Origin of the sequence: Paenibacillus sp. FSL H3-0329, from assembly GCF_037963285.1 — a bacterium.
GTDB classification, from domain to species: Bacteria; Bacillota; Bacilli; order Paenibacillales; family Paenibacillaceae; genus Paenibacillus_AQ; species Paenibacillus_AQ odorifer.
In genome coordinates, this window is the sequence record NZ_CP150150.1 from 1,337,178 (window position 1) to 1,353,695 (window position 16,518).

At 43.2% G+C, this 16,518-nt stretch carries 12 protein-coding genes; 9 read left to right on the top strand and 3 right to left on the bottom strand.

All coding sequences use genetic code 11. The annotated features are described in order from the left end of the window. The first annotated feature begins 2 nt into the window (after window positions 1-2). On the top strand, window positions 3-3,797 hold the full coding sequence (locus NSQ66_RS05880) for a hypothetical protein (RefSeq protein ID WP_036681723.1): 3,795 nt from the start codon (window positions 3-5) through the stop codon (window positions 3,795-3,797). An 87-nt stretch (window positions 3,798-3,884) separates the two neighbouring features. On the opposite strand, the gene NSQ66_RS05885 is transcribed toward NSQ66_RS05880, so the two are convergent. Continuing rightward, window positions 3,885-4,517: a hypothetical protein gene (locus NSQ66_RS05885; protein WP_036681725.1), complete on the bottom strand. Its 633-nt coding sequence runs from the start codon at window positions 4,515-4,517 to the stop codon at window positions 3,885-3,887. 303 nt (window positions 4,518-4,820) lie between these two features. Between NSQ66_RS05885 and tkt the strand changes: the two genes are divergently transcribed. Then, a complete protein-coding gene (tkt, locus tag NSQ66_RS05890) occupies window positions 4,821-6,863 on the top strand; it encodes a transketolase (RefSeq protein WP_036681727.1) in 2,043 nt (680 codons plus the stop codon). Between the two features lie 33 nt (window positions 6,864-6,896). Then, on the top strand, window positions 6,897-7,214 hold the full coding sequence (locus NSQ66_RS05895; RefSeq protein ID WP_036681729.1) for a pyrimidine/purine nucleoside phosphorylase: 318 nt from the start codon (window positions 6,897-6,899) through the stop codon (window positions 7,212-7,214). Window positions 7,215-8,989: 1,775 nt separating this feature from the next. Here the strand turns inward: NSQ66_RS05895 and NSQ66_RS05900 are convergent. Continuing rightward, window positions 8,990-9,892, bottom strand: a complete 903-nt coding sequence (locus NSQ66_RS05900) for an NAD(P)-dependent oxidoreductase (protein ID WP_036681731.1) — start codon at window positions 9,890-9,892, stop codon at window positions 8,990-8,992. 235 nt (window positions 9,893-10,127) lie between these two features. Here NSQ66_RS05900 and NSQ66_RS05905 point away from each other — a divergent pair, with 235 nt between their 5' ends. The 3 genes from NSQ66_RS05905 (at window position 10,128) to NSQ66_RS05915 (ending at window position 12,847) form a co-directional block, all read left to right on the top strand. Next, entirely contained in the window at window positions 10,128-11,483 is a 1,356-nt protein-coding gene (locus NSQ66_RS05905; RefSeq protein WP_036681734.1) for a glucose-6-phosphate isomerase, read from the top strand. Window positions 11,484-11,629: 146 nt separating this feature from the next. Further along, a complete protein-coding gene (locus tag NSQ66_RS05910) occupies window positions 11,630-12,262 on the top strand; it encodes a YigZ family protein (protein WP_076104841.1) in 633 nt (210 codons plus the stop codon). A gap of 3 nt (window positions 12,263-12,265) precedes the next feature. Beyond that, window positions 12,266-12,847 carry a TetR/AcrR family transcriptional regulator gene (locus NSQ66_RS05915; protein ID WP_036681739.1) on the top strand — a complete coding sequence of 194 codons (582 nt, stop codon included), beginning with the start codon at window positions 12,266-12,268 and terminating at the stop codon, window positions 12,845-12,847. A 146-nt stretch (window positions 12,848-12,993) separates the two neighbouring features. Here NSQ66_RS05915 and NSQ66_RS05920 read toward each other — a convergent pair whose 3' ends face one another. After that, complete coding sequence (locus NSQ66_RS05920) at window positions 12,994-13,395, bottom strand: secondary thiamine-phosphate synthase enzyme YjbQ (protein WP_038569138.1); 402 nt, start codon at window positions 13,393-13,395, stop codon at window positions 12,994-12,996. 208 nt (window positions 13,396-13,603) lie between these two features. Between NSQ66_RS05920 and cysT the strand changes: the two genes are divergently transcribed. Genes cysT through cysA form a run of 3 tightly spaced genes read left to right on the top strand, consistent with a single transcriptional unit; the run spans window position 13,604 to window position 16,279 of the window. Then, the gene (gene cysT / locus NSQ66_RS05925; RefSeq protein WP_076142155.1) at window positions 13,604-14,419 is read left to right on the top strand and encodes a sulfate ABC transporter permease subunit CysT; all 816 of its coding nucleotides are present in this window, start codon (window positions 13,604-13,606) and stop codon (window positions 14,417-14,419) included. After that, the gene (locus tag NSQ66_RS05930; protein WP_036681745.1) at window positions 14,416-15,213 is read left to right on the top strand and encodes a sulfate ABC transporter permease subunit; all 798 of its coding nucleotides are present in this window, start codon (window positions 14,416-14,418) and stop codon (window positions 15,211-15,213) included. The genes cysT and NSQ66_RS05930 overlap by 4 nt, the downstream gene beginning before the upstream one ends. A 1-nt stretch (window position 15,214) precedes the next feature. After that, window positions 15,215-16,279, top strand: coding sequence for a sulfate ABC transporter ATP-binding protein (gene cysA / locus NSQ66_RS05935; RefSeq protein ID WP_036681748.1), 1,065 nt, complete (start codon window positions 15,215-15,217; stop codon window positions 16,277-16,279). Window positions 16,280-16,518 lie beyond the last annotated feature (239 nt).

Here is a 16,518-nt window from a genome sequence, read left to right on the forward strand (position 1 = left end):
AGATGCAGAAATTAAAAAAAACAATTTCAACGTTTATGGCCCTTGTATTACTACTTCTTTCATTCCCTGAATTTTATTCGGGGAGTGCAAAGGTAGAGGCGACAGGTGACCCAAATATCATCAATTTTATGGATATCCGTCTTGAAGGATTTAATAAAACAACTCCTTGGGAGCCAGCTATGGGGAATATAGGATCTTTAAGTTTGAATATGCCTGCTATGACCCTAACCAATATTACTTTTGATCTAACAACAAGAATACTGCGCTACGATTATGTACCTGATGCGCCTGTAGTTTTAACATCAGGGGATATTAATTGGTACTATGATACGCAGCGTACTAGATTTCTTAATATTTACAGTTATATGTACAGGACAGATGGAAGTGGTAATACTGATTATGCTACTGATGCCTCATGGAGAATTGAAGAAATGCCACCTGTGAAAAGTTCGGATAGTCTTCAGTTTAACCTTGATAGAAATACAACCGCTTTTTATGAAAGTTATGCTTATCCAGCGAAGTATGGCATTCCAAAAGCCCTTAAAGTCGCACTAAGAGCAAGTGATGCGCAACACCAACCTAACGAATGGATGAATGGTTGGCATAACAACGTATATTATGATTGGGATAACATACCTCTAGTAATAAATTCAGCACCTACGCTCACAGTGACTACACCAAGCGAGCAGCAGCTACTGAATGAGCCAGGATTCAGTGGTATGAATATCGAAGGATATGTTCGAGATGTGGACAATAATGATCTAGTCGTTAGTGCTGAAATTCCTAATGTGTTCTATAAACAAGTCAATGTCCAACAGGCACTGAATAATAAATGGTTTTCCATCCCAATAGATGTTTTGGCAGACGGAATTCCTCCCGGACGACACAATATCATTATCAAGGTTGTGGATCCCTATAATTATAAGGATGAGAAATCGTTGGTCGTTAATGTATCCTATAGGCTTAGGAATAAATCCTTTATATTGATTAACACTCCTATAGACTTATCAACCACATACAAGGACTATGAAGGAGATTCTAAATATCAAGAACGCTATAGATACGACCATAACCCGTATTTCTTCGATAATTCGATGGGTATCATTTCGGATAGTGGGTTATGGCGTTCAGAAAGGTATACCTCCTTTCCATATAGCGGACTCTATAACGCAACCTTTCAAGCACGAGATAATCCTAAAAACGATGACAGATTCGATGTCTATCGTTTATGGAGCCGAGATAATTTATCTTCAATGACCTATCATGTTCATCGAAAGCCAATTGCATTGTTTGCTGCCAAACTGGCGTGGGGATCTCTTCTGCTAACAGATAGTTCCTACGATTTGGACCACATCACGGCTGTTAATAAGGGACTTATAGCTTGGCAATGGCAGTATAAAAAAACTGATTCTGAAATATGGACAGATGGTCAACCGCCAGCTCAATTACCGAGTTCTGTACAATATGACATACGCCTTAGAGTACGTGATGTCGATGGCGAAAATGGGTTGGGGGTCTGGAGCGACTGGTGTGTAAGGACGGTGGGGGCTGCAGGTAATCTACCTCCCGTAGCGTTATTTAGTGTTGATCCTAATATTGTTTCCTATCGTAAAGCTACTACCATAACAGACAAATCGTTTGATCCGGATAATGATCCATTAGATGTGTATTACTGGACGGTTATCAAAGACGGTTGGAACAAAGTTTGGGAGCATTGGGGTGGAGCTACAACGCCACCTAATATCGCAGCTTTTGGGATCGGTAATTATCAAATTAGTTTACAAGTGCATGACAACCGAGGTTTATGGTCAGATTGGTATCGCCAAAATGTCCAAGTGATTAATCACCCACCCGCAGCAGCATTTAACATGCAAGCTGAAGTATATCGAGACACTGTAATTACAATGGATAATCTAACACCAGAGCCTGATGAAGATGGAGATTCGCTTGCTTATTTATGGTACGCCAAACTCAGCAATAGTCCTTATTATTATGCTGGCAGTAACCGCAACCAATCTTTGACGATACGAGATCTTATTGCTGGAAACGGAATTTCACCGCAGCAGGCTATATCAGAAGGATGGGAAATGCGCCTTAAGGCAACAGATGTACCTAATCCCTCAAGTATTGGAGCTTTAAGTTCCAATGCAACACGCGTATTTACTGTTAAAAATCATGTTCCAACAGCTGCTATTAATGGTCCATCGGCAGTATTCCAATATGATACCCGACAATATACATCTTTTGATGAGGATGGAGATCCCTCCGACATCGCTAGTCTGCAATACTTCTGGAAAGTAACGGATAGTGATGGCATTACGCAATGGCTTCGAACTCCTAGTATTGATGTTAATTTTCCTGAGTCCGGTATCTATACATTGGAACACTGGGTTATCGATCAGATCGGTGATAAGTCTAATATAGCTACGTTGAAGGTGAGTGTTACTAAAAATCTAGCGCCCTCAATGACATTGATAACCCCGGCGGGAACCGTAACCAATCCATCCGTTATAGATGCCGAAATACAAGGAGATCCATTAATTAAATGGAATTATACAGACCCAGAGAGTGATCCGCAGGAGAAGTACCGTTTAGAATTTTTTTCGAAAGACGGACTCTTAGTTAAGACAGTTGAAAACCTTGACACCACAGGTCAGCTGCGGCAGTATCAACTCCCTAACCATACATTTAATCGATTTGAATACTTCACCGTATATGGGCGGGCTTATTCCAAATTAAGCTGGTCAGAAATATCTAACGAAAAAACGTTTATCATCGACAATCCGCCGCAGCCCGGATTCACACTTATCACGGATACAGGCAGAGATGCTGCCAAAGAGCCGATTTATCGCACGGATCTTCTAAATATCAAGAGCAAAGCGACGGATCCAGACCTTCCAAAAGGAGATACGATCAGCCATAAGTATGATTTGAAATCATCTAACGGGACGGAAGGATTGGCTAGTACTCAAGCTGAATTTACGAAGAAATTCACCTCAAATGGCGTCTTTACCTTGAAACAAACCGTTACGGATTCTCTAGGACTGTATCGAGAGCTATCTCTGAGTATCACTGTAGCCAACCGTAAACCGACCGTAACGATAACGTACCCAACAAGTACTGACTCAAGTAAGCCCATGATCGCAAGTACGCTTACACCAATCATCAAGTGGGATTATCAAGATGAGGATGGAGATGAACAACAGCGGTATAAGGTACAAATTATCAACATGGCGACAGGGATGGTTAAGGTTCAATCTGGCGAACAAAATTCAAGTGCCAAACAGTGGCAAGTGCCCGCGGGAATATTGGTTGAGAACGAAAAATATGCCGTGGAAGTGGAAGCTTTTGATGGTTATAACTGGAGTAATATCTCAGCGCGTAAATATTTCATGGTTAATCTGCTGAGTATTAAAGGTGGGGTCCAGCACACAGAGGAATGGAATAACAACCGTAAAGGCTACAATTTGAACAAGAGCGGTAATGAGGAGAGTCCAAGAGGCTACAATGTGTTTTGGGCAGGTGAGCGATTTATATTGCAAGGGATAGCAACCGGTCTACCTGATACTGTTGAGGTAACGATGACGGGAGGTTATTCTACGCAACTAAATCCAACGAACAGTGACAAAACCTTGTGGACAGGCGAATTATATGATCCAGCATTTGTGAAACTTCCCGATGGTCCAGTGAAATTTACCTTCACAGCTAAGAATGAGTACAATACCAAAATAGATACAGTTACTGTTGTGATCGCTGGCGATTGGTCCGAATATTTTCGGAACCATCGTGTGAAGTAATGATACATCTACGACTTTATCCTTTTTTCATCTAAAAAGGGCTACGCGGAAATACGATCCGCATAGCCCTTTTTTACGAGCAACAACTTATATAACTCCTTCAGTCCGTTCTTCATTCATTCTCATCATTCTTGTCGCAACGGAAGGTGTATGTAAAGGTATATTCGTCGAACGCGCAGAGGCTCTTTGAGCTCTACGCACATAATAGGATAACTTGCCGCTGAATATTTTATGGGAACAGAGTGAAAGAGCGAAATCCTCCGGGGTAACAAAGCAGGAAGGCTTATTCACAGGCTGAACTGCGGTATTTTCAAATAAGGAAGCAACAAAATGAGAGCAGAAATAAGCGTTCTCTCGATCTATTTTAACATTTAGAAGTACGCCGATCAGGCCTAAAAGATGGTATTTATAACGTTCCTGATTTTTCATCATCCCTTGGACATGATTGTACATGGCATCGTATTCCGTGGCACTAACACGTAACTGATAAATAGAGCAATTTGCGCTGCTATAAAAAGGGTGAATGAAATTTTCTTGAATCAGACCCGCGACGAATGGATTGTGCATTTTTTTTCTTCCGAAGCTGTACACCTCACGTAGTTCACTATCAAAGGCGATCGAAGCATGGTTCAGATCAGCTTTTGTAAACCACTTAATGAAACCACTGAAGGCTGTACCTGTACCGGTAAGCACAATATAAACATCCTTTTTCGAAGTCATGTTCAGAATTCCTTTCCACTTGGAGATATTGGATAATGAATGAAAATTTTACTTGAGTAACTCCATCTTACTTTATATTCGAGCATTGTAAAACAAACTTTAGTCGCAATAGAAAACTAGACCATAGGCTAAGTAAAAACCCGTCTCATGACATAGTTACTTTTGCGTATATAAATGCGTAGATATTGCAAAACATAAGCTGTCAAACAAAGAGTTTTTAAAAACAATTGGAATTGCTTCCACACTAGTGATACAATAAGAGTCAAAATGACATTCTTGAGATTTCAGAGGAGGAACTATTAAATGAGTGAACAAGAACAAGCGATCCAGAAGGAAGAAAACTCAACAGTAGATAACCTGTCTATCACAACAATTCGTACGTTGGCTATTGATGCTATCGAAAAAGCGAATTCCGGCCATCCAGGTATGCCAATGGGTTCTGCACCAATGGGCTACCAACTGTTTGCAAAAACAATGAATCATAACCCTGATCATCCAACATGGGTAAACCGTGATCGTTTTGTATTGTCCGCTGGACATGGTTCCATGCTTCTGTACAGCTTGCTGCACCTTAGCGGCTATGATCTTCCTATGGAAGAATTGAAACAATTCCGTCAATGGGGTAGCTTGACTCCTGGTCACCCGGAAGTTGGTCACACAGCTGGTGTTGATGCAACTACAGGTCCGCTTGGACAAGGTATTGGTATGGCCGTTGGTATGGCTATGGCCGAAGCTCAATTGGGCGCAACCTACAACAAAGAAGGACATAACGTAGTTGACCACTATACTTATGCTATTTGTGGTGATGGTGACCTTATGGAAGGGATCTCTTCTGAGTCCGCTTCTCTTGCGGGTCATTTGAAACTCGGAAAATTGGTTGTATTGTATGATTCAAATGATATTTCCCTTGATGGTAAATTGAATCTTTCTTTCTCCGAAAATGTAGCTCAACGTTTTGATGCTTATGGTTGGCAAGTTCTGCGTGTAGAAGACGGAAATGACCTTCCGGCTATTGAAAAAGCTATTGCTGAGGCGCAAGCTGAGACTAGCAAACCGACTTTGATCGAAGTGAAAACAGTTATTGGTTATGGTAGCCCTAACAAACAAGGTAAAGGCGGCCATGGCGGTACTCACGGTTCTCCACTTGGAGCAGAAGAAGCTAAGCTGACCAAAGATTTCTACAAATGGGTATACGAAGAAGATTTCTATGTGCCTGACGAAGTTCGTGCACATTTTGCAGAAGTGAAGAAAAACGGAATCGCAGCTAACAAAGCTTGGGACGATAAATTTGCAGCTTACAAAAAAGCATATCCAGAGCTGGCTGCACAATTCGAAACAGTAATCAATGGCGATCTTCCAGAAGGCTGGGATGCTAACCTTCCAACTTACACTACTGAAGATAAAGCAGTATCGACTCGTGTCGCTTCCGGTAGTGCGCTTAACGGTCTGACTGCTGGCGTTCCTCAGCTAGTGGGTGGTTCCGCTGACTTGGAAAGCTCCACTATGACGCATTTGAATGGTTTGACATCTTTCACACCAGAATCTTATGATGGCCGCAACATTTATTTCGGCGTACGTGAGTTTGGTATGGCTGCTGCAATGAACGGTATTGCTCTGCACACTGGTCTTAAAGTATTCGGAGGAACTTTCTTCGTATTCACTGACTACCTGCGTCCAGCAATTCGTTTGGCATCGATCATGAAATTGCCAGTAACCTATGTACTGACACATGACAGTATTGCAGTTGGTGAAGATGGTCCTACGCATGAACCAATCGAACAATTGGCTTCCCTGCGTATCATCCCAGGTCTAACTGTTATTCGTCCGGCTGATGCTAACGAAACTTCTGCAGCATGGGCTTATGCTATGGAAAACAAAGAGAATCCGGTTGCTTTGGTTCTGACCCGTCAAAACTTGCCAATTCTTGCTGGAACCGTAGATGGCGTTCGTGAAAACATCAAACGTGGTGGTTATGTTGTCTCTGATTCCAAAAATGGCACTCCACAAGCACAACTTATCGCAACTGGTTCTGAAGTACAGTTGGCAGTTAAAGCGCAAGCTGCTTTGGCAGAAGAAGGCATCGATGTTCGTGTAATCAGCTTGCCAAGCTGGGATCTGTTCGAAAAACAAGACAAAGAATATCGCGATTCCGTAATTCTTCCAGGAGTCAAAGCTCGTCTTGCTATCGAAATGGCACAAACCTTCGGCTGGGAACGTTACACTGGTGACCAAGGCGATATCCTAGGCATCACTACTTTCGGAGCTTCCGCCCCTGGCGATAGAGTTATGAAAGAATACGGCTTTACTGTAGAGAACGTAGTTAGCCGTGTGAAAGCACTTCTGTAATTAACTGAATAATCATTAGGGGGAGAACAAGTAATGAGTCAGTTTAACAACGCAACGATCGAAAAAGCAGCCAATGTATATTATGGCGGACAAGTAACCAGCCGTACGGTAATTTTGCAAGATGGATCTAAGGTGACACTAGGCATCATGCTGCCGGGTGTGTATGAATTTGGTACAGATGGTCCTGAAATTATGGAGATTCTGTCCGGCGATCTTAAAGTGCTGCTTCCCGGCACTGAGGTATGGCAGGAGATTAAGGGAGCGTCAACGTTCAATGTTCCTGGCAACTCTAAATTTGCGTTGGAAGTATTTGAAGTAACTGATTATTGCTGTTCTTACCCGGTTCTATAGAAAACAGACTTTTCTAAGGGCTGTCCTATAAGTAGCTTTTTTCATTGAGTGAGACGACCCGGATACACTTTAAAAATCGTAGAAGTCAGCAAAGCAGCGGTTCTCCCGTTATTGGAGGATCGCTGCTTTTTGTTGTGGCTGGTGATTGCTTGATGTTCAATTATGTATTCATCATTCTATTTTGAGGCTTAAGGACTCAAATGACGTTAGAGCTGAATCGGATAATCACTAAATTAGCACTGAGTCATAACCATCCCCACCGCGTACGGACCCAGACGACGTTAGCGCTGGAGCAACACTAATTTAACACTGGGTCAGCACCATTCCTACCACTTAAGGACCCAGATGACGCTATTAGCAAATTTATAGCCTTTGGAGCAAGCTTTCGGACTCCAGTGCAGCTATTCCATAGAAACAGCCTCATAATTGGCATTTTTTATGCCAATAACGACTATAGAGTCCGATAGCATGCCAAATGTGAGATTATACTACGAATAAGGTCAGCTGAGTCCGATGGCACTGTGACATCACTGACTTTAGGCACCGGGTCCGCACCAACCCAATGCGTACGGACCTAGATGACGTTAACACTGGATCATCACCAATGTAGCACTGGGTCAGCACCATTCCTACCACTTAAGGACCCAGATGACGCTATTAGCAAATTTATAGTCTTTTGAGCAAGTTTTCGGACACCAGTGCAACTATTCCATGGAAATAGGCCCATAATTGGCGCTTTTTATGCCAATAGCGACTATGGAGTCCGATAGCATACCAAATGTGAGATTACACTGCGAATAAGGTCAGCTGAGTCCGATGGCGCAGTGTCATCACCAACTTTAGGCGCCGGGTCCACACCAACCCACTGCGTACGGACCCAGATGACGTTAACGCTGGATCATCACCAATTTAGTACCGGGTCAACCCCAATCCTACCGCTTAAGGACCCAGATGACGCTATTAGCAAATTTATAGTCTTTTGAGCAAGTTTTCGGACACCAGTGCAACTATTCCATGGAAATAGCCTCATAATTGGCGCTTTTTATGCCAATAGTGACTAGGGAGTCCGATAGCATGCCAAATGTGAGATTATACTGCGAATAAGGTCAGCTGAGTCCGATAGAGATAGCTGTGTACCGCAGAGGTTACTTAGTTAAAGGAGCTTGAGGTTTGGAGCGAGGGAGAGGTTCCAGAAAATACGGGATATACCGTAGTCATCAAGCGATCATCTTGGTAACCAATTTGCAACTAAACAGCAGCTCACCCAGTGACTCCTCCAGTAACTAAGCAGCAACTAACCAGCAGCTCATCCAGTGACTATCCAACAACTTCTCCAGTATCTATCCAACAATTCAGCGCTCCTTCAGTAACTCTTCTGAAATTATCTAACAACTATCCAGTAACTTCTCCAGTATCTACCCAACATTTCAGCACTCCCTCAGTAACTTTTTTGTGACTATTTAGCAACTCATCAGTAACTCCACCTGCAACTATCCAGCATTTCACCACTAATTCAGTAACTTTTTGCGACTAACCAGTACTTCGCGACCTTCTTAGTAACTATCCCACCAACACCGCCACAACGTTATGAGTAACTCCACAGCAACCAATATTTTCTTGCACTAAAACAGTTAATTTGGTATTATAAATATACAAACAAACGTTCGTATATTTGGTTTAACAATGGAATTCTCCATAAAGAAAAGACCGCATCGCAATATCATGTGCGGGGCGGTCGTAAATGTTCTTATGAAGTAGGTATTGAGTTCTTGAATTTATTTATCGGATACATTTGCACCCATCTTTTGGCCGATCCACTCTTCGTAACATTTCACTACAGCAGAGAGATCTTCTTCACCATAACCTTGGGTGAATCCAGCTTGGAACATGCTTTTAGCCAAGCCCAGCATAGGAGAAGGAACGCCTGTTGAATCGCTGTGGGCAGAGGCAAGCTTCAAATCCTTAAGCATTAGAGCGAGGGAGAATTGATTGCTGAAATCATCTTCTATGATTTTACGTCCTTTAAGCTCAGCTTGTTTGCTGCCCGCTGAACCAAGTTGTACCAGTTCCAGGAACTTGTCTGCTGGTACGCCTGATTTAACGGCAATGGCGAACCCTTCGGCTAGGGCAACATTATGAATGCCGACCATAGCATTGTGAGCCAGCTTAGCTACAGCACCGCTGCCGTTTTCACCCATATGTAGCAGCTTCTTACCCAAAGTATCAAAGATATCACGATGTTGTTCTATGACCTCAGCACTACCGCCGACCATGAACACTAAGGTTCCTTCAATCGCTGCTGGTTTGCTTCCAGTTACTGGAGCGTCTAGGAAATGTCCACCACGAGCTTCTACAGCGGCGGCAATTTCGCGAACCAGTCCCGGTGAAATTGTGCTGGAATCAATAATTAGTCCACCAGGCTTCACAGCATCAAGAATACCATCTTGATCATAAAACACTTCACGAACCGAATCATCATTGCTGATCATGGTAATAATAACATCCTTACCCTCAGCCGCTTCGCGGGGCGTGAGAGCAGTCTGGGCACCTTCTGCTTCAAGAGGTTTACATTTGGCTGCCGTACGGTTGTATACCGTAACCTGAAAGCCGCCACGTAGTAAATTGGAGGCCATAGGCGCACCCATTGTTCCGAGTCCGATAAAACCGATTTGTTTCATTTATATAGCCACCTTCCGTTTTCTTTATTCTATCACGGCACTTTGTCCAGCACCACAGCACACCTATGTCTTTTGATACAGGAAACGCTTCCAAGGAACTTTGAAAAACTTGGTTCTAATGCCCTCTATGTGCCCTAAGACCTTGCCAGTCAAGGCAAATTAAAGTATCCTAATTATAAAGTTGTAACAAACGGTTTTAAATTTAAAGAGATAAAACAGGAGGTTACCATTACCGATGTCTAAGAAGATTAATTTTGACTACACAAAAGCTCTTTCGTTTTTTAACCAACAAGAAATCGACAACCTTGCCGCCCCAGTTAAGCTAGCACACGAACAGTTGCATAACAAGACTGGTGTAGGTTCTGACTACCTTGGATGGATCGATCTGCCGACAGCATATGATAAGGAAGAATTTGCTCGCATTCAACAAGCTGCTAAGAAGATCCAAAGCGATTCCGAGGTGCTGATTGTAATTGGTATCGGAGGTTCTTATCTGGGAGCACGCGCAGCTATTGAGGCGCTATCGCATTCTTTCTACAATAACCTTTCTAAAGATAAACGCAAAACTCCAGAAGTTTATTTCGCTGGTAATAACATTAGCTCTACATACATCACGCATCTGCTTGATCTAGTAGAAGGCAAAGACTTCTCCGTGAACGTAATCTCCAAATCAGGAACTACTACTGAGCCAGCAATTGCTTTCCGCATTTTCCGCGCTGCGCTGGAGAAGAAATACGGCAAGGAAGAAGCTCGTAAACGCATTTACGCTACTACAGACAAGGAAAAAGGTGCCCTTAAGAAATTGGCAACTGAAGAAGGTTATGAATCCTTCATCATTCCAGACGATGTAGGCGGACGTTACTCCGTATTGACACCTGTAGGCTTGCTGCCGATTGCTGTAGCTGGCATTAACATTGAAGAAATGATGCAAGGTGCTGCTGCCGCTGCGGATGAGTTCAACAATCCAGATGTAGCTACTAACCAAGCTTATCAATATGCTGCAGTTCGTAACGCTTTATACCGTAAAGGTAAAACAACTGAAATCCTCGTCAACTATGAGCCTTCCTTACACTTTGTATCTGAGTGGTGGAAACAATTGTTTGGCGAAAGTGAAGGTAAGGACTTCAAAGGAATTTATCCTTCTTCCGTTGATTTCTCCACAGATCTACACTCCATGGGTCAATTTATCCAAGAAGGTAACCGCAACATTTTTGAAACGGTTATCCAAGTAGATCAAGTAGCTCATCATGTTACGATTGAGAATGATCCGGATGATCTGGACGGCTTGAACTTCTTAACAGGAAAGACTATGGATTTTGTGAATAAGAAAGCTTTCCAAGGTACAATGCTTGCACATACAGATGGTCAAGTACCTAACCTTATCGTTACTATTCCTGATCAAACACCATACACCTTTGGATATTTGGTGTACTTCTTTGAAAAAGCCTGCGGTATCAGCGGATACTTGCTCGGTGTTAACCCATTTGACCAACCAGGCGTAGAAGCATACAAGAAAAACATGTTCGCATTGCTTGGCAAACCAGGTTACGAAAAAGAAAAAGCAGAGCTAGAAGCAAGACTTACTGAATAGTATTGCAGTAGGTTTTACAATAGCTAGTTATCACAGAACATTCATACTAATGTAAGTCACCAGGAGCAGTCCATAGGTAATCCAATACCGGGACTGCTCCTGACATTATATGAAGACATCATATGTAAATAAGGACTGGAATAATTATGTTAGAACACTATCGAACGGTCCGCTCTTCCGGCTCAAAGGAAGTTGTGATCCGCAAATCCCGCTTCATTGGTCATGTTATGCCAGTGGAGAATGAAGAAGAAGCTTTGTTGTTTATCGAGGACATCAAGAAGAAACATTGGAACGCAACGCATAACTGTTCTGCTTATGTGATTGGGGAGAGAGACGAAATCCAGAGGCAATCGGACGACGGGGAGCCGAGCGGTACAGCCGGCAAACCGATTTTGGAAGTAATCCGCAATCAGGGAGTTAAAAATGTCGCAATCGTAGTTACCCGTTATTTCGGAGGCATTATGCTGGGTGCCGGTGGGCTGATTAGAGCTTATACGGATGGAGCAGTGCTTGCGCTTGAAGCAGGAGAAGTAATCACCCGTGTACTGAGACGAGAGGTATTCGTAGAGATCGAGTACACTTGGCTGGGCAAGGTTGAGAACGAACTTCGAGGAAGAGGGATTCAGACTGGCGAGACTTTGTTCACCGACAAAGTAACGTTGTTATGTTTGCCGCGAAATGATGAGGGTGAGACTTTTATGGCATGGATAACAGATCTAACCCAAGGGCAAGCCCTGATAACAGAAGGGCGGCGGATTTACTACAGCGAAGGGGATTAGTATATGGCAAGGAGAGCAGTGGAGCAGGAGTTGTCGAGGGAAAGGATTCTAGAGGCCGCTAGGCATCTATTTATAACCAAAGGGTATCGGGCAATTTCAATGCGAAGTATTGGTCAGCATTTGGGATATAGCCACGGCTCTCTCTATTATCATTTCAAGGAAAAGGCGGAGTTGTTCTACGCTATTGTTGTAGAGGATTTTAATCATGTGGCTGCTTTACTCAGCCAAGTAATGAATAAACCGCCTGAAGAAGGAATGACAAGGGTAGAACAGCTGATTATGGAATTTATTAGATTTGGAATAGATCATCCCTATCAATATGAAATTATGTTCATGATTCGCGATGAGGAATTGCTAGCTTATTGTAGAGCAGAACAGGGACGATGTTTTGATTTATTCTCAAGTATTGTACGCCGTCATATGAAGGAAGAGGGATATGTGTCTGAGGACTGGCAGAATGTGCCGTTAACAATGTTCTTGTCTGCACACGGATTTATTTCTTATTATATCCAGGATAAAGTATCGTTTGACGATGTGAAAGAGGCAGCGTTAGCTCATATAAAGGTTTTATGTCGCAGCCTTTAACATGCTGTTTTTTTTATAGATCTTCACTTTAAAGCTGTGCATTGGTATAACACTGCTTCTCTGCTTGATGAAAGTATTACTAGACTCTAGTTATAGTCTAAATGGCCGCTCCGTAGCGATAACGGAAGCGGCCATTTGTATGTTTATTATCCCTCTACTATTTTTAAGAAACATTGCCGGCGTCTAGGTCCATCGAACTCACAGAAATAAATACCTTGCCAACGACCGAGAACTAATTCACCTTCGTGGATAATCAGGGTCTGGGAAGGCCCGGTAGTAATAGATTTAAGATGAGAAGCAGTATTGCCTTCCGCATGCCGATACTTCGGATGCTCCCAAGGGTAGACCTCATCCAGACGCATCAGAACATCATGCTTCACATCAGGATCCGCATTTTCATTAATAGCAATACCAGCAGTGGTATGAGGACAATAAACTACAATCAATCCGTCTTGAACTCCACTTTTTTTTACATAAGAAATGACTTCCCGAGTAATATCACGCAATTCATCCCGCTTTGTAGTAGTGATCTCCAGAGTATGCAACATAATCATTCCCCTTCCTGTGAGGTGCCATTTTTTAGTGTACCTTTGATACATATATTTTAACCCAAATTCACTTGAAAGTAATTGACGGCGGTGAGAAGGATTTGGTAAAGTAGTAATAATATAAAACCAAGTATATAAATAGGAATAATTAATGAGGATTTTGGTTAGTATACCGACCGGTTATCCGGAGGTGGGAGGGCAAAAATCATTGAATTCGCTGCTTAGACACAAAGGCTGGACTTGGGGTTTCCGAACTACAATTTTGCTCTATTTTGTAGTATTGATCGTGTTGCCCATACTCGGGGTCTATTACAACTCTTTTTCTCTTGGTTTTGGCAATTTTGTGGAAAGCGTCAGCGATCCAATTGCTTGGAAGTCGGTGCTGTTAACCTTAAAGCTGGCGATTATCGCTACTTTAATTAATGTCTTCTTAGGAACTATGATTGCTTGGGTCCTTATTCGTTATCAATTTGCTGGTAAAGCGCTGCTAAACAGTCTGGTCGATTTACCTTTTGCACTTCCAACAGCTGTCGGAGGTTTGATGATTCTACTGCTGCTTGGACCAGGTAGTCTTATCGGCAAAGCAGCTGAGGCGCTTGGATTTGAAATTGTTTTTCATCAACCGGCTATCGTAATTGCTATGGTGTTCGTGACGTTTCCATTCGTGATTCGAGCGGTTCAGCCCTTGCTGGAGGAGTTGGATCCTTCCGAAGAGGAAGCAGCATATACAATGGGTGCCAAGGGGGCAAGGGTATTCTGGCAAGTTATTCTTCCATCTATGGCGCCTGGGATGATCAGTGGTGGGATGCTCGCATTTTCAAGAGCGCTTGCGGAATTTGGTGCAGTGGTACTCGTCGCAGGTAATATTCCGGGCCGTACGCTTGTATCTTCTGTTTTTATTTTTGGTGAAGTTGAAAGTGATAATCCGGTCTCCGCCGCTGCGGTTTCTGTTATTCTCTTGACTTTATCCTTTCTCATTCTTTGGCTGATTAATATGCTGCAGATGCGGGGGAGACGCTCATGAGGAAATTATGGATTGCTCTTACTTATTTAGTGTTTTTTCTGCTGATTGCTGCTCCATTAGGAAAAATGGCTATGGGTGCTTTTAGTGAAGGATTTGGTGGTTTCTGGAATGCTCTGACTAGGCCCGAAGCGCTGCATGCGCTTATGATGACTGGGCTTGTTGTGATAGTAGTTACGTTATTAAATACATTGTTCGGTATTATGATGGCACTGTATCTTGTTCGGGCGAACTGGATCGGCAAGCGTCTAAAAGGATTATTGAACAGTATTGTAGATTTGCCTTACGCAGTATCCCCTGTAATTGGAGGATTGATGATTGTCCTGTTGCTGGGTCCCGATAGTACCTTGGGGGCGATTTTTGAGGGGATTGGACTAAAGATCGTTTATGCGATTCCCGGAATGATCATTGCCACTTTATTTGTTACCTTTCCTTTAATGGTGCGCGAGGTGATGCCGGTGCTTCAGGAGATTGGTTCACAGCAGGAGGAAGCGGCTTCGACATTGGGCGCTCGTAGCTGGACTATTTTTTGGAAGGTAACTTGGCCTTCGATTCGTTGGGCGGTTGTGTATGGTGTCATTCTTACGGTGGCACGTTCACTTGGAGAGTTCGGTGCGGTGCTCGTGGTCTCGGGGAACATTATGAATAAAACCCAGACGGCGACAACTTTAGTCTATCAGGATGTTGAGAATTTTAATGTAACGGCTGCTGGAGGAATAGCGCTAGTTCTGGCTGCATTTTCCGCAGGTCTGCTGCTGTTGATGGAATGGACCAAGAGAAGAAAGGAAGTGCAGTAATATGCATGTAGAAGTGCGGGGGTTAAACAAGCATTTTGGAGATTTTCATGCGGTCAAGGACGTCAATTTCACCATTACAAAAGGTCACCTGATTGGATTGCTCGGCCCAAGTGGAGGCGGGAAAACCTCAATTCTACGTATGCTGGCGGGACTGGAGTCACCGGATACCGGAGAGATTATTTTTCATGGTCAAACGGTGAACAATCTTCCTCCTCAAGAACGTGGGATCGGCTTCGTCTTCCAGAACTATGCACTCTTCAAACATATGACTGTATTTGATAATATCGCTTTTGGTCTAAAGGTTAAAAAGGCTAACAAAACAGCCATCCGCGATCGTGTTATGGAACTTGTGGAGCTTACAGGGTTAAAAGGGTTCGAGAAACGTTATCCGCATCAGCTATCAGGGGGACAACGTCAGCGTGTGGCTTTTGCACGTGCGCTTGCGCCTGAACCACAGCTGCTGCTTTTAGATGAACCTTTTGCCGCTATTGATGCGAAGATCCGCCAGGAGCTGCGCGCTTGGCTGCGTGAACTGATTGAACGTGTAGGTATCACCTCTATTTTCGTAACCCATGACCAAGATGAAGCGATTGAAGTAGCGGATGAAATCATGATTATTAATCAAGGACGCTTGGAACAAAAGGGTACCCCGTGGGATATTTACAAGGAGCCTAAAACACCGTTCGTGGCAACATTTATCGGTGAATCTACGCTGATTGAGAACGCTTCTGAGGTTAAAGGCTTTACAGGTGCGGGGGACGGCAAGCCTACCAAAGCACTGATTCGTCCTGAATATATTGAAGTGGGTAACCTGCATGAGTTCAAGATGGCTTCTGCCACGGGAAAAGGTGTTGTGAAACATCTGCATTTCCGTGGAAGCGAATGGCTCGTTGAGGTTGAAGTAAATGGCCACAAGCTGGTCACCTACCGTTCGTTGGAGAAAGAAACCTTGCAGCCGGGTCAGGAAATTTCAGTACTGGTACATCGGGCTTATTTATTTAATGATGAGCGCAGCTGGATCCAGGAGAACAACCTGAAAGAAGATCCAATGCCGATTTTTATTTAAAAATAAATAAAATGATTTTCAATTTTTTTTGATAGTAGCGAATGTGATGAGCTAGGATTAGAGGAACTGATGTGAAGGTAAGAAGTAATGAAGTGGAAGTTTGGAACTGTAGGAGCGGAGTGACCGCCTTTGTTTCCGGATTTAATCCGCTGAGAATATAAAATCAATAAATCTGGGAACAACAGCGGCCGAAAGTCCAAACATTCCACGTAATTACGGCAAATAACGAACGTTGGTTA

Coding starts and splice junctions, on each gene's coding strand:
- NSQ66_RS05880 (WP_036681723.1), top strand. CDS start 3: ATGCAGAAATTAAAAAAAACAATTTCAACGTTTATGGCCCTTGTATTA.
- NSQ66_RS05885 (WP_036681725.1), bottom strand. CDS start 4,517: ATGACTTCGAAAAAGGATGTTTATATTGTGCTTACCGGTACAGGTACA.
- tkt (WP_036681727.1), top strand. CDS start 4,821: ATGAGTGAACAAGAACAAGCGATCCAGAAGGAAGAAAACTCAACAGTA.
- NSQ66_RS05895 (WP_036681729.1), top strand. CDS start 6,897: ATGAGTCAGTTTAACAACGCAACGATCGAAAAAGCAGCCAATGTATAT.
- NSQ66_RS05900 (WP_036681731.1), bottom strand. CDS start 9,892: ATGAAACAAATCGGTTTTATCGGACTCGGAACAATGGGTGCGCCTATG.
- NSQ66_RS05905 (WP_036681734.1), top strand. CDS start 10,128: ATGTCTAAGAAGATTAATTTTGACTACACAAAAGCTCTTTCGTTTTTT.
- NSQ66_RS05910 (WP_076104841.1), top strand. CDS start 11,630: ATGTTAGAACACTATCGAACGGTCCGCTCTTCCGGCTCAAAGGAAGTT.
- NSQ66_RS05915 (WP_036681739.1), top strand. CDS start 12,266: ATGGCAAGGAGAGCAGTGGAGCAGGAGTTGTCGAGGGAAAGGATTCTA.
- NSQ66_RS05920 (WP_038569138.1), bottom strand. CDS start 13,395: ATGTTGCATACTCTGGAGATCACTACTACAAAGCGGGATGAATTGCGT.
- NSQ66_RS05930 (WP_036681745.1), top strand. CDS start 14,416: ATGAGGAAATTATGGATTGCTCTTACTTATTTAGTGTTTTTTCTGCTG.
- cysA (WP_036681748.1), top strand. CDS start 15,215: ATGCATGTAGAAGTGCGGGGGTTAAACAAGCATTTTGGAGATTTTCAT.